Source organism: Vibrio sp. 1S139, from assembly GCF_041439475.1.
GTDB lineage: Bacteria > Pseudomonadota > Gammaproteobacteria > Enterobacterales > Vibrionaceae > Vibrio > Vibrio crassostreae_C.
On record NZ_JBGOOD010000046.1, the window covers coordinates 20,823 to 37,664 of the forward strand.

Here is a 16,842-nt window from a genome sequence, read left to right on the forward strand (position 1 = left end):
TCGATTAAATCGAGCTTTGGTCGAAGTCGTTGCCTTGATCGGTTCCAGTTTGAGACTCTGAATCAAAGCTTCCAGAGTCATCCGTGAAGTCAACACCTTGATCTTGACCACCTGAACTTGTCCAGTCGCTGCCTCCAGATTCCATACCCGCCATGTCTGGTTGCTGCTCTTGAGTAGAACCTTGCATGGTGTATTGATCATCGACCTCAACCTCAACAGAACCGCTAGCACCGTCTATTGAACTACCCAATTCGTCGTAACCTTGGAATTGGATCTCGCTAGTACCTTCATAACCTTCTGGAAGTTCAACAGATACAGGCTGCTCTAAGTTGCCACTGATTGTGAAGCTACCATCACCGTTATCCAGTGCGTTACTTACAGTAGCGCCCTCAGGTAAGCCAGACATATCAGCGTAATCAACCGATTCGTTACCACTCACCTCATCTGGAATCGAGATAGAGATAGTATCGCCCGGCGCCGCAGTTACATCTGCTGCGCTGTCTTCAGTTTCAGCATCTTGAGCTTGGTCATCAGCTTGTTGAGCCACTTCCACTTGTTGCTCTTCTGTTGCTTGAGCAGCTTGGACTTGTGGTTCATCACTTTGTACTGAATCATCTTCAACTTGGATGCTTAAGCTGTGACTTGATACTTCACCGCCGTCGTTAACTTCAACATTCATCGCTAAATTGCCATCGAAGTCTTCGTTCGGCCAGTAAGTCCACTCACCTTCACCTGATTCGGCAAAGAAGCCAGCATCGTTCGCGTCTGCAACATCAACAACTTGTGCAGAATCACTGACGCCTAACTCATCCACCAGCTGTGCATCCGTGATAGTTAGTGAACCATCATCAGCTAAGGTATAACCTTCGCTCGCCGCTGCTTCATCGCCACTTTGGATATCCACATTGAAGAAGCTTTCGATGCGATTTTCGCCATCGGTCGCGATAAACCCAACTTGAACATCGCCGGTGTAGTCTTCAGCAGGAGTGAATTGATAGTTACCTTGGTTATCGCTCTCAATTACGCCCTGACCTTCCATCAAGCTTACTGACTCAATGCTCAAGCTGTCGCCTTCTGCATCGCTCAGATTCGCTAACATGTCTTCATCAGTGAACGACAAGGTGGCATCCGCTGCGATTTCCGTCGTTGTGATGCTGTTAACTTCTGGTGCTGCATTCCCTTGCGAGTCACCTTCTTTCACGACTACGCCAGTTTGCTCATCATGAAGCACGCCATCTTTATCAACTACGTACGCAATGTCTGCTTCGCCCGTGAAGCCTGGTGCTGGTGTGAACGTCCAAGTGCCATCGCCATTATCGACAATCTCACCTTGGCTGCGGTCGGCAAGATGAACCAGTTTCACTTCATCATCGCTGTCTGCATCCACATTCTCAGCCAAACCAATTAGGTCGTCCGCCGTTAGGATGATGGAATCACCCGCCACAGTTTCGAAATCACCTGAATCGATACCATCATCAAACGCTTCCGGCTCATCTCCGTAATCAACCGTTGTTGCGCTTACGGTTACGAAGAACTCACCATGGAAGTCTTCAGGCGGCGTCATTTGAATGTTTGAGATATCCCAGTCGAACAGGTCGATGTATTGACCCGGCTCGGTGATCATCACGGTATTCACACCATCTGTTACCTCGAATCCAACAGGGAAACCTGTCATCACCAAGTTACTTAGTGTTTCTGAATCATCGACTAGGCCAACGTTCAGTCCCAAGTGACCCGTTTCATCTTCGCCGAAGACTAATGGACCGTCATGGTCAGTTGAAATAACCGCGCCATCTGCGACAGGACGTACGTACACAGGAACATCGAGAACCGTTTCGAACTCACCGTCACTCACGACAACTTGTAGGTCAGAAACACCCGCAAAGTCGCCTGTTGGTGTGAATGTCCAAGTACCATCACCGTTGTCTGTAACTTCTCCGCCATCTTCACCGTCTGCGGTGATAATGCGAGAAACAACAAGGTCTGCGGTATCAATGTCACCGAACAAGCTCATCAAGTCGCCAGCATCGAAGGTGAACGCGCCATCTTCGTTGGTGGTCATCATTGCGTTGCCGACGTTGAATGGTGCGTCGTTAACCGGAATGACATCCACATTCAGCGAGCCATCAACCACTTCTTCACCGTCAGTCGCTTGATAACCGAGTTCTACTAAGCCATTGAAGTCTTGAGTAGTCACTAAGTGATACATGCCGTCTGGTTGCTGAGTTAAGGTCGCGTTCGCTGGAGCTCGAACTGTGATGCTCTCAATGCTGATCTCGTCGCCATCAAGGTCTGTCACTTGATCCGCGATGTAAGCCGGGTCAATCACCATGACCACATCTTCTTCGCCTTGCATCTCAATCATTGGCGCTTCAGGTGCATCATTCACTGGCGTAACATCGATGTTGCCGTCGACTGAAATTGTCTCTTGGCCATCGCTAACGTTAAACGTCATTGGCACATCGCCATTGAAGTTTTCGTTTGGTGCAAATGACCAAGTACCATCTTCGTTATCTAGCAACTCACCCAAGCTAGGGTCGATTTGTAGACCAGAAGCCGACAGCTCGTCTGCGGTGTTATCGATGTCGGTAGCTTGAGCTAACAACATGTCTTGTGTGATAAGAATGGTGCTGTCTTCGGCTGTGGTTAGTTTCACATCCTCAGATTCAGGTCCATCGTTCACAGCCAGAACTTCGATACCTGCCGTTGTTGTTGCCGTTGCACCGTCATCATCGGTCACGACCACATCTAGGCTGATATCACCATTAAAGTTCTCGTTTGGCGTGAAGGTCACAGACCCATTATCGTTTTGAACCAAGGTGCCGTCAGAGCCTGAGTAAGTCACGCTTTCAAGTGACACTTCACCATCAACGTCAGAGCTATTAGCAATTAACTGCTCAGGGCTGATTGTGATGGTGCCATCTTCGTTCATTTGGTAAGACGTAGAACCCGCTACCGGCGCATCGTTAACATCCGTTACCGTCACACCAATATTGGCATCGACTGTCTCAGTGCCATCAGTCACTGTGAAGCCAAGGTTTACATCGCCATTGAAGTTCTCGTTCGGAGCAAAGCTATAAGTGCCGTCACCGTTGTCAGTGAACACACCCTCTGCACCCGTGTAAGACACATCCGTGATAGACAAGTCATCGCCGTCAATGTCTGCAGCGCCTGCTAGTAGGTCTGCATCCGTGAAGATTAGCGTTCCATCTTCCTCAACGGTAAAGTTTTGGTCTTCTGCTGTTGGTAGGTCATTGACTGGGTTAACCGTTAGGTCGACGCCAGCTTGAACAGTTTCAAGGCCATCTGAAACATCGAAGCTTAGGTCTATGTCTCCGTTGAAGTCAGCATCCGGAGTGATAGTAAATGAACCATCTTCGTTCGCTGTTACAGTCGCATTGTCACCTGCAGATAGGTTGCTTGCGGTCAGTGCATCACCATCAACATCGGATGCGTTAGCCAGCAACTGCTCTTGAGATAGCGTAATTGAACCATCTTCATCAACCGAGTAAGCCACGTTTCCGGCCACTGGTGCGTCGTTAACTGCAATGACTTCAATACCAGCAGTAGTCTGAGCCGTTGCACCGTCGTCATCAATAACTGTCACATCAAGGTTGATGTCGCCGTTAAAGTTTTCGTTTGGTGCGAACGTTACCGAACCATCTTCATTTTGAACCAATATACCGTCTGCACCTGAGTAGCTCACGCTATCAAGCGACACTTCACCGTCCACATCGGAGCTGTTAGCAATCAACTGCTCAGGGCTCAATGTGATGGTGCCATCTTCGTTCATTTGGTAAGACGTTGCGCCTGCGACTGGTGCATCGTTAACGTCTGTTACCGTTACGTCGATATTTGCGTCAACCGTATCTGTACCATCAGATACTGAGAAGTCCAGACTTACGTCACCATTGAAGTTCTCGTTCGGTGCAAAGGTGTAAGTGCCATCGCCATTGTCAGTGAACACACCTTCTGCGCCAGTGTAAGACACATCAGCAACTGAAAGTTCGTCACCATCAATATCAGAGGCACCCGCTAGCAGTTGCTCGTCTGTAAAGGTAAGTGAACCATCTTCTTCAATGGTGTAAGCGACATCTTCTACAACCGCGATGTCATTCACTGGATTCACAGTAAGGTCGGCCGTTGCCACAACCGTTTCAGTACCATCAGAAAGGTCGAAGCTTAGGTCAATATCACCATTAAAGTCGGCATCCGGTGTAATAGTAAATGAACCATCATCGTTTGCCGTAACGGTAGCGCTATCACCCGCGGTTAGGTTGGCCGCGGTAAGATCATCGCCGTCCACATCCGATGCTTGAGCCAGCAGTTGCTCTTGGCTTAGCGTGATTGAACCATCTTCATCCACTGAGTAAGCCAAGTCACCTGACACTGGCGCGTCGTTAACCGCGATAACTTCAATACCCGCAGTGGTTTCAGCCGTTGCACCCTCTTCATCAGCAACGGTGACATCTAGGCTGACATTGCCGTTGAAGTTTTCATTTGGTGCGAAGCTGTAAGTACCATCACCATTGTCAGTAAATATACCGTCTGCGCCTGAGTAGGAAACGTCGCTAACGGATACATCACCTTCAATGTCTGAGCTGTTCGCAAGAAGCTGTGCTTCAGAGATGGTAATCACGTTATCTTCGTCAACGCTGTAGGTCGTTGAACCTGCAACCGGCAAGTCATTAACAGCAATGACGTCGATACCTGCGGTTGTTTCAGCGGTTGCGCCATCTTCATCCATAACAGATACATCAAGACTGATGTCACCGTTAAAGTTTTCGTTTGGAGCAAAGGTGTAAGTACCATCACCATTATCAGTGAATACACCATCAGTGCCGCTGTAGCTTACATCGCTGACAAACACTTCCCCTTCAACATCCGAGCTATTCGCTAGAAGTTGTGCATCGCTTAGGGTGATACTGCCGTCTTCTTCAACACTGTAAGTCGTAGAACCCGCTACCGGTACGTCGTTGATTGGAACCACTTGAACATCAATATTCGCCGATACAACATCTGTACCATCACTCACATCGTAAGTTAGGTCGACATTACCATTGAAGTTCTCGTTTGGAGCAAAGGTATAAGTACCGTCGCCGTTATCCGTGAACACACCGTCTGTACCTTCGTAGTTAACCGACTCGACAGAAAGATCATCGCCGTCAATATCCGTTGCACCAGTCAGTAGCTGTTCATCGGTAAAGGTCAGCGAACCATCTTCATTAATGGTGTAGTCGTGGTCGTAAATTACAGAAAGGTCGTTAACTGCTGTTACAGTCACGTCTAGTTCCGCTGGAGTAACCCCACCGTTGCCATCGTCTACGTTGTAGCTAATCGAGAATTCACCATTGAAGTTCTCGTTTGGCGCAAAGCTGTAGCTTCCGTCACCATTGTCGGTAAGCACACCATCAGCACCAGTGTATGTCACACCTTCGACTGTTAGGTCGTCACCTTCAACATCCGTTGCACCCGTTAACAGGTCTGCGTCAGTGAAGTTAAGAACCCCATCTTCACCAATAGTGAATGCTTGATCTTGTGGCTCTGGCGCATCATTGACAGGTGTTACCGTCAAGTCTAGGCCAGCAGCGACCATGTCCTCTCCATCGGTGACATCGTAACTAAATTCGATATTACCGTTGAAGTTTTCACTCGGTGTAATGGTGAAACTGCCATCGTCGTTCATTTGAACGGTCGCATTTTCATCATTGGTGGTTAGGTTGATTGCTGATAGGTCATCACCATCAATGTCGACAGCGTGCTCTAGCAACTGCTCTTGAGTTAGCGTGATGCTGTTATCTTCGGCTGTAACGGCACTAATATCACCGTCAACTTCTGGAGCATCGTTCGCAGGTGAGATGTGAATCGTCACGTCTTGCGTAGCTGTTGCGGTTGTACCTGTATCAACATCTGTTGATGTTGCATTCACAGTTAGAACCACATCACCATTGAAGTCACCTGAAGGGATAAACTCTAGCCCTTCTAGCTCGCCTGGTTGCAATGACCAAATGCCATCACCGTTATCGGTACCTGCAGAAAGCGAGCTGCCTTCTGGCACGTCTTCAATCAAGATAGCAAGGTTTTCTGAGCCATCGGTATCTGTTAGAGCTGCATCAATATCAAGTGGTACAGGTGTGTCTTCAGTACCAATGATTTGGTAATCCGCGTCAGACACTGTGATTTCGATGTTGTCGATACCAAACGCCTCGTCATCGACGCTTTGATTCAGGGTTGAACCGAAGCCAAGTTCAAGTTGGCCGTCTTCTACTGGTACCGTTAGGTTGATTTGATGTGCTTGGTCATTCCAACCACTGAAGCCCTCACCTTGCGATACGCCGTGAACCACTTCGCCGACTTCATTTCCTTCTGAATCGTAAAGCGTTGTTGTGCCATCTTGAGTACGGAACGTAGAATTATCTAACGAAGTAAGCTCTTCGCCACCAACAAAGATTTGGAACGACTCACCATCCCAAGAGTCAATTTCGTAGAAGCTAAACGAGATATTAACTTCGCTCACATCACTTGGAATGTCGTAAGTTTTGCTGACGGCTTCATCACCGCCCGTTCCACCAATACGACCTAGCATGTCACCCGACTCGAAGCCTTGAGAGCTTTCTGTGCCTGTATTCCAACCGTTTGAGCCAGACTCGAAGTTGTCTGAAGCAATCACTAGGTCAGAAGCAATCGACAGCTCTGGCATATCAACCACAGATTGAACATCAATCGTCGCTTCTGCTGGTACTGTCGCGGTACCGTCATTCACGTCGAACGTCACATTCACATTGCCGTCGAAGTTTTCATTCGGTGCAAATGTATAAGTACCGTCGCCGTTATCAACCAAAGTACCGCTATCTGAAGCCACATTTTCAACCGATAAGTTATCGCCATCAATGTCGCCTGCATTTTGCAGCAGTTGCTCTTCAGTGAAGGTAAAGCTGGTGTCTTCTTGAGTCACAAATTGTGGCTCACCGACTGTTGGCAAGTCATTAACTGGGTTAACCGTTAGGTCAGCCGTTGCTTGAAGCGTCGCATCACCATCGGTAATGTCGAAGTTCAAATCAATGTCGCCATTGAAGTTAGCATCTGGCGTGATAGTGAAACTACCATCATCGTTTGCTGTAACTATCGCATCACCACCAACAGTTAGATTAGCCGCTGTTAAGTCATCGCCGTCAACATCGCTCGCTTGAGCAAGTAATTGCTCTTGGCTCAAGGTAATTGAACCATCTTCGTCCACGCTGTACGCCAAGTCGCCCGATACCGGAGCATCGTTAACAGGCAGAACATCAATGCTTGCGTTGGTCGCTACGGTTGCGCCTTCTTCATCAGTAACGACAACATCAAGGCTTACGTCGCCATCGAAGTTAGCGTTAGGTGCGAAGCTGAATGTTCCGTCACCATTGTCGGTAAAGATACCGTCTGAACCTGTGTAGTTAACGCTATCAATCGCCACTTCACCTTCGATATCAGAAGCGTTTGCCAACAGTTGCTCTGAACTGATGGTGATAACTTCGTCCTCGTTGACTGAGTAGCTGGTTGAGCCTGCGATTGGTGGATCGTTCACCTCAAGTACAGTAATACCCGCGGTGGTCGCTTCAGTTGCGCCCTCTTCATCGGTAACGACAACATCAAGGCTAACTTCGCCGTTGAAGTTTTCGTTTGGTGAGAAGGTATAAGTACCGTCACCATTGTCTTCAAAGACACCGTCAGCGCCAGTGTAAGTCACGCTATCGACGGCCACATCACCTTCAATGTCCGAAGAGTTAGCAAGTAACTGTTCGTCACTGATGGTAATTGAGTTGTCTTCATGAACGGTGTAAGACGTGCTACCTGCAACCGGTGGATCGTTCTCTGGTGTCACGCTGACATCAATGTTGGCTTGAACTGTATCCGTGCCATCTGACACATCAAAACTGAAGTTCACATCACCATTGAAGTTTTCGTTTGGCGCAAAGCTGTAGCTTCCATCGCCATTATCAGTAAGAACACCATCCGCACCTGTGTAAGTAACGCCTTCAACCGACAGGTCATCCCCATCAATGTCAGTCGCACCTGTCAGCAAGTCTTCATCAGTGAAGTTCAAGATGCCGTCTTCGCCGATGCTGAACGTTTGATCTTGTGGTTGTGGAAGGTCATTGACTGGGTTAACGGTTAGGTCAGCCGTCGCAACCAGCGTATCTGTACCATCGCTAATGTCGAACGTTAGGTCAATGTCACCATTGAAGTTCGCATCTGGCGTAACGGTAAAGCTGCCGTCATCGTTAGCAACAACCGTCGCGTCTCCATCAACAATCAAGTTAGAAACAGTAAGGTCGTCGCCATCTACATCACTCGCTTGAGAAAGAAGCTGCTCTTGGCTCAAGGTAATCGAACCGTCTTCCTCAACACTGTATGCAAGGTCGCCTGATACTGGTACATCGTTGATTGGTAATACATCAACCGTAATAAACGTATCAACTTGAGCGCCGTCTTCATCTTGAATGGTTACATCCAATTGAACTTGGCCGTTGAAGTTTTCATTCGGAGCGAAGCTACATGTACCGTCACCATTGATTGAGAAGATACCGTCTGGGCCATCGTAGTTGATCTCAACAAGCTCAACATCACCTTCAATATCAGAAGCGTTCAACAGAACTTGAGACTCATTGAAAGTCAGTACTGAATCTTCATCGATGGTGTATGACGTAGGGCCAGCAACTGGCGGATCGTTCACCTCAAGGACAGTAATACCCGCCGTTGTTGCTTCAGTCGCTCCATCTTCATCCGTCACGACAACATCTAGGCTAACTTCGCCATTAAAGTTCTCGTTTGGCGAGAAGGTGTATGTACCGTCACCGTTGATTTCCAGAACACCGTCGCTACCACTGTAAGTCACGTTATCAATTGCGACTTCGCCTTCGATATCCGAAGAGTTCGCTAGCAGTTGTTCGTTGCTGATTGTAATAGAGTTGTCTTCATGAACCGTGTAAGACGTACTACCCGCAACCGGAGGATCATTCTCTGGCGTCACGCTCACATCAATGTTAGCGGTTACCGTATCGGTTCCATCTGATACATTGAACGAGAAGTTCACATCGCCATTGAAGTTTTCATTCGGCGCGAAACTGTAGGTGCCATCGCCATTATCGGTTAGGACACCATCTGCGCCAGTGTAAGTTACACCTTCAACACTTAGGTCGTCCCCTTCAATGTCCGTTGCACCTGTTAATAGGTCTTGGTCATTGAACGTTAACACGCCATCTTCGCCGACTGTGAATGCGTGGTCTTGTGCTTCTGGACCGTCATTTACTGGTGAAACTGTTAACTCAAGGTTGGTAGAGACAACATCATCACCATCAGACACATCAAACGTAAAGCTCACATCGCCATTGAAATCAGCATCTGGCGTTAATGTGTACGTACCATCACCGTTATCGGTAATCGTAACGCTCTCATCATCGGTTGCTAAATTCAGAGCCGTCAACTGATCGCCATCTAAATCACGCGCATTAGCCAATAAGTCTTCTTGCGTAATGATGATTGAACCATCTTCTTCAACCGTTGCAGAAACCGGAAGTGCTTCAGGTGCGTGCTCAATGTGCGCGCCTGTCGCGTTAATGTAGATGGTTTGAGATACCGTTTCAGAATCATCATTCGATAACTCTGTCGCAGTTGCGGTTACATGAACTTCAAGCTGCTCATTGAAGTCTTCTGGTAACTGGATTTGTAACGCATTTTCGATAGCCGTTGTTGGTAAGTTCACCGTACCATCAGGGCCAACCGTTACTTCACCGCTGTAGATTTGGCTGTTCACTTCACCGACATCGATTGTGAAGTTGAAGTCAGAATAGTCAGCATCACCGCCGCCATACAAATCTTCAAATCCGTAAACCAGCTCGCCGTCTTCATTAACCGTAGTACGAGTATGTTCGATACCATCTTGGTTTAGCTGAGAGCTTGAACCACCATGGAAGATCGCGTCACCATTTTGGCCTTGAATCACTGTCTCGGTTCCATCAGCAGCCACAAAGACAAGTTGAGGATCAACCGTATCCATGTTCGCAGGCGAACCATCCTCAGCACGGAACTCGTACTGACCGTCTTGCATCGCATCAAAGTCGTTGTGCTGATGTCCGTTTGGAATTAAGAACAGGTTAAAGCTTTCGCCTTCCTCGACTTGGAAGCTGAATTGATCTTGCCCTGGAACAAGGTCGCCGCCACCACCAACTTGTGATGCGTTTTCGTAAACAACTTCAACACCTGTGATGTTGCCGTCTTCGTCTACTTTGTAGTAACCCGCAGCGTTTTGGTAGCCAGCCGTCTCACCTTCAAACGTTACTGTGATTTCAGTGTCGTTGTAACTGATGATACCGTTCTCTTGGTCATTCAGAACGCCTTCGTTATCGTATTGAATAACCGAACCTTCTGGCACACCATCTACTGTAACAGTGAGTGTTTCAGACAAGTCTTGGTCGACAAGTGCCGCAGCAATGTTCAGTTCAACAATACCGCCTGGCTCAACCAAAATCGCCTGGTCGTCGACGTTAACACCATCACCATCCGTGATAACTAAGTCAGGCGCATCAGCAACTGCTTCAATGTGAACATTAATGTCTTGTTCAACTTCATCCGTACCGTCTGTCACAGTAAAGCTGAACTGCAGATCACCACTGAAGTGCTCTTCAGGAACGAAGCTGAACGTGCCATCGCCGTTGTCGGTTACTGTGCCTTCATCACCAGAGTAATTGATGCTGGTAACGCTTAGGTCGTCGCCATCAATATCAATTGCAGCACTCAATAGATCTTCTTGAGTGAACAGGATGCTGCCATCCTCTTCGATGTGGTACATTCCTGGAGCAACAATTGGAATGTCATTCACCGGATTAACGGTCAATGTCATATCATTAGACGTGCTCAGCTCACCGTCGCTCACCTCATAAGTGAATGCAATATCGCCATTGAAGTTCTCTGAAGGTGTCACTGTGTACGTGCCATCACCATTGTCTACAATGCTGGCATTTGGATCGTTAGTTTCAAGCGCGCTTGCAAATAACTCATCGCCATCTTGGTCGCTCGCGTTCTCCAACAACATTTCTTGTGTAACGAGGATTGAACCATCTTCGTCGACATCTGCCAACATTGGCGTCGCTTCTGGCGCATCGTTGACGAACTCAACTTTTAGGTCGATGTTTGCGGCAACCACATCAGTGCCATCGCTCACATCAAACGCTAAGTCAACGTTACCGAAGAAGCCCTGCTCTGGTGTTAATGTGTATGTTCCATCGCCATTGTCTGTGACTTCTACCGTGTCGCTTGCACTCGTCACATTCACAACTGACAGTTCATCGCCTTCAATGTCTGTCGCTTGTGCTAATAGTTCAGCTTCGGTAATGGTAATCGCTTGACCGTCTTCCGTAGTGAAAGACATGTCAGGCACGTCTGGAGCATCGTTGATAGGGTTTACGGTTAGGTTGAGGTCAGCCGCAACAGTTTCGATCGCGTCAGTGACATCATAAGTAAACTCAATCTCACCAAAGAAATCTGCACTTGGTGTAATAGTGAAGCTACCGTCTGGGTTTTCTACAACAACCGCATTTGGATCGTTGGTCGCAAAGTTAACCGCTTCAAGGTTATCGCCATCTACATCGGTTGCATTCGCTAACAGATCCTCTTGAGTGATAGTGATTGAACCATCTTCATCAACAGCGGCTTCAATTGGACCACCAACCTCTGGGCCTTCATTGACAATTTCAACGTCAACTCTTGCTGTACTTGGTGCGCTTGCTTGGCCATCACTGATATCGAAAGTCAGATTCACTTCACCGTAGAAGTCTTCTGCAGGTTCGAAGGTAAAGGTATTATCACCGTTATCCGTTAACGTACCTTGCGTTTGGTCTGCAAGTAATAGGTTTTCGACATGAAGAATGTCGCCATCAACATCGGTAGCACCAGACAATAGGTCTTTCGCTTCGATGATCATGGAGCCGTTTTCAAGCATTTGGGTGTGCAATGGTTCACCCGGAACCGGCACATCATTGACTGGTACGACCGTTAGGTCTAGATGCGTTGCAACTTCATCAGTTCCATCAAACACCTTGTAGTCGATGTCGATTTCACCATTGAAGTTTTCATTCGGCATGAAGGTAAACGTACCATCGCCGTTATCAACTAGCTCACCGTTATCACCACCGTAAGTGATGTCAGAAATAGACAGCGTATCGCCTTCCACATCTGTGGTGTTCGCTAGCAAGTCATCTGCACTGAACGTGATACCTTCATCTTCATCTGTCGATAGAACAATCGGGCCAGAAACGATTGGCGCATCATTTACTGATTCGAAATTGATATTGATGATATTGCTGTCTGTCAGCTCACCATCGGTAACTTGGTAACCAAGTTCGATTTCACCATGGAAGTTTTCATCCGGTGTTACCGTCCAAGTGCCATCACCATTATCGGTGAGTGTTGCATGCTCTGAGTTTTCACCCACTAGCTCTAGATTTTCAATATCAAGGTCGTCGCCATCAATATCAGATGCTTGCGCCAGTAGTTGCTCTTCGGTAATCACAACCGAAGCAAACTGGGCAGAACCATCGGTATCGACAGTAATATTCGGAAGATCAGCCGTTAACTCGATTTCGTTGTCACCCGCATGGATATTCAACTCAACCGTTTCAGTAATCTCTGAGCCATCTACACCAATCGATGTAAACACCGCTTCATCATGACAAGTTTGTGACACTGTCATGTTTTGAACGACGTAAGTACCATTACCTTGCACGGTACCGAGCTCAAAGTAGGACACTGGTTGATCAACCGTTAGCGTGTAATCTGTCTCGAAAGTACCACGGTCTTCTTTGTGGTAAGTCATCGAGTCAATTAGGTCGCCATCCTCATTGAACGCTTTGATTTCTACTTCTGTAAAGTGACGAGACTCTTCCATGAACCAGCCACCCAAACCATCTAGGTGGAAACTGATTTCATTGATGTCTTGACCTTCAACTGAAACCGTCAGTTTCTCATCACCACTTAAGCCTTGGCGGTCAGTATCACCGATACCATGACCAATGTGGGTGTTGCCATTCCAGGCACCAAGAGGGTCATCGTTACTTTGAACAGTTACCGTTAAGTCACCATCTGAGAACTCACGCGTATAAGGGTCAACTTCTGTACCCCAATCATCCACACTCGCGTTATCGTCAAACGTACCGATTTGTGTGGTGTGTGTACCTTCAGCAAGAGCATCTTCACTTGGAACAAAGCGCACTTCGGTATCTGCAGGAACTTCTTGTCCTACTTCCAGTACCACCCATTCGTCATTCACATTTGCTTCAATGATGCCGTTTTCTGGCGCTTGGTCTAAACGTAGTGCTGGTTCTTCACGAAGTGTCACACCAACTGTTTGGTCTTCTTGCGCTTGGATGAAGATTTCATCGCCCGCTTCTGGCGCATCGTTGACAGGGTTAACCGTCAAGTCGAGTGTCGTCAGAACTTCATTCTCACCATCACTGATGCTGTATGTGAAGTCCAACTCGCCATTGAAGTTTTCTGTGTGCGTAATAGTGAATGAACCATCGTCATTAGTAACAATTGTCGCATCTGGATCGTTGGTTTGTAGGTTAGATGCCGTTAACTCATCACCTTCAACATCGGTCGCATTAGCGAGTAACTGCTCTTGAGTAATGGTGATTGAATTATCTTCATCGACTTCAGCCTGAATGCCCGAAGTTTCAGGTCCGTCATTCACAGCGATAACATCGATGCCAGCGGTTGTGGTTGCGGTTGCACCGTCTTCGTCAACGACAACAACGTCTAGTGAAATATCACCATCGAAGTTTTCATTTGGCGTAAAGGTGTAAGTACCATTGCCATTATCAACAAAAGAGCCGTCATCACCGGAGTACGATACTCCAGACAGTGAAACATCACCTTCTACATCGGAAGAGTTTGCCAATAATTGCTCATCACTGATCGTGATTTGGCCATCTTCTTGAACTGTGTACGATGTTGAGCCCGCTACTGGTGGGTCATTCTCAGGCGTTACGCTGACATCAATAACAGCTGATGTTGAATCAGTACCGTCAGAGACATCGAATGAGAATTGAACATCACCATTGAAGTTCTCGTTTGGAGCAAAGCTATATGTGCCGTCGCCATTATCGCTAAGAATACCATCTGCACCTGTGTAGAGTACGTTTTCAATCGACAGTTCATCACCATCAATATCCGACGCACCTGCAAGCAGGTCAGCATCGGTGAAGAGTAACGTACCGTCTTCTTCAATCGTGAACTGTTGATCTTGCGCTTGTGGCAAGTCATTAACCGGATTCACGGTAATGTCTAGGCCAACTTGAACTGAACCACCATCGTTATCGATGATATCGAAGTTCAGATCTAGGTCACCGTTGTAATCTGCGTTCGGTGTGATGGTGTAGCTGCCATCATCATTGTGTTGGATGGTCGCATTTTCATCAGTAGATAGATTGATAGCTTCTAAGTTATCGCTATCGATATCACCTGCTCTTGCTAGCAATTGCTCTTGGCTTAGCGTGATGGAGCTATCTTCATTGATGGTGTAAGCCAAATCGCCCGATACTGGCGCATCATTGATTGGCAATACATCAACGTTAATGTGTGTTTCAACCGTTGCGCCATCTTCATCTTGAATGGTCACACCCAGTTGAACCTGACCATTGAAGTTTTCGTTGGGTGCAAAGCTGCATGTACCATCACCATTTACAGTGAAGATACCGTCAGAGCCATCGTAGTTAATGCCAACAAGTTCTACATCGCCTTCGATATCCGAAGCATTCACAAGAATCTGAGATTCACTGAACGTCAGAACCGAATCTTCGTCAATGGTGTATGACGTTGGACCCGCAACTGGTGGATCGTTCACTTCAAGAACGGTAATACCTGCTGTGGTTTCATCAATTGCACCTTCTTCATCTGCAACAATCACATCAAGGCTGATATCACCGCTGAAGTTTTCATTAGGAAGGAAGGTATAGCTGCCATCGCCGTTATCTTGGAACACACCATCAGTGCCACTGTAAGTCACAGTATCAACCGACACCGCACCTTCAATATCCGAAGAGTTAGCTAGCAACTGTTCATCAGAAATTGTGATGGCATTGTCTTCATTGACCATGTATGAGGTTGAACCCGCAACTGGCGGATCGTTCTCAGGAGTCACACTCACATCAATGTTAGCGCTAACGGTTTCTGTGCCATCAGACACATCGAAACTGAAGTTCACATCGCCATTGAAGTTTTCATTTGGCGCAAAGGTATAAGTACCATCACCGTGGTCGGTCAGTACGCCATCACCACCTGTATAGCTAATACCTTCAACGGTTAAGTCGTCGCCATCAATATCGGTGGCACCGGTAAGTAAGTCGGCGTCTGTAAATTGAAGCGTACCGTCTTCTGCGATACTGAATTGTTGGTCTTGAGGAACCGGCAAGTCATTAACTGGGTTAACAGTAAGATCGGCGGTTGCTTGAACCGTGTCAGTACCGTCAGTGATGTTGAATTGAATATCAATGTCACCGTTGAAGTTTTCATCTGGCGTAATCGTGAAACTGCCGTCATCGTTAGCTACAACCGTCGCATCACCACCAACTGTTAAGTCACTTGCGGTTAGATCTTCGCCTTCTACATCGGACGCTTGAGACAACAGCTGATCTTGGCTCAGTGTGATTGAACCATCTTCGTTAACGTTGTAAGCCAAATCACCAGACACTGGCGCATCATTGATTGGTAATACGTCAACATTGATGACGGTTTCCACTTCTGCACCATCTTCATCACGAATGGTGACATCAAGCTGAACTTGGCCATTAAAGTTCTCATTTGGAGCGAAGCTGCAAGTGCCGTCACCATTTACTGAGAAGATACCCTCAGGGCCATCGTAGCTAATACCAACAAGATCAACATCCCCTTCTACATCTGAGGCGTTAAGCAACACTTGAGACTCACTGAAGGTAAGTACTGAGTCTTCATCAATGGTGTAAGACGTAGGGCCTGCAACCGGCGGATCGTTCACTTCAAGAACATTGATGCCCGCGGTCGTTGAGTCGGTCGCACCCTCTTCATCAGCAACAACCACATCCAGTGCAATTTCACCGCTGAAGTTCTCATTTGGCGAGAAGGTGTAAGTGCCGTTACCATTGATTTCGAGGACACCGTCGCTACCAGAGTAAGTCACGCTGTCTATCGATACATCACCTTCAATATCTGAAGATGTTGCCAATAGTTGTGCATCAGAAATGGTAATCGAATTATCTTCATTCACCGTGTAGGACGTTGAGCCCGCAACAGGCGGATCGTTCTCAGGAGTCACGCTAACATCAATGTTTGCAGACACGGTATCGGTACCGTCTGACACATCGAAGCTAAAGCTCACATCACCATTGAAGTTTTCGTTTGGAGCAAAGCTATATGATCCCTCACCCAAGTCAGTCAGTACGCCATCAGTGCCTTCATAAGTGATGCCCTCAACCGTCAGGTTATCACCTTCAACGTCTGTCGCGCCTGTAAGCAGATCCGCGTCTGTGAACTGTAAAGTACCGTCTTCTGCAATACTGAACTGTTGATCTTGAGGGACTGGCAGGTCATTAACTGGATTAACAGTAAGGTCAGCCGAAGCTTGAACGGTATTGGTACCATCTGAGATATCGAAGCTGATATCAATGTCGCCATTGAAGTTCTCATCTGGCGTGATGGTGAAACTGCCATCGTCGTTAGCTACAACTGTCGCATCACCGTCGACCGTTAGGCTGCTGGCCGTCAAGTCATCGCCTTCCACATCTGATGCTTGAGAAAGCAGCTGCTCTTGGCTTAGACGAATCGAACCATCTT

1 protein-coding gene is annotated in these 16,842 nt (G+C 47.4%); it reads right to left on the reverse strand.

The window, feature by feature from the left end; genetic code table 11:
- Nucleotides 1-4 precede the first annotated feature (4 nt).
- The coding region (locus ACED46_RS15445; protein ID WP_371721829.1) for a tandem-95 repeat protein at nucleotides 5-16,842 on the reverse strand (16,838 nt) is incomplete at its 5' end.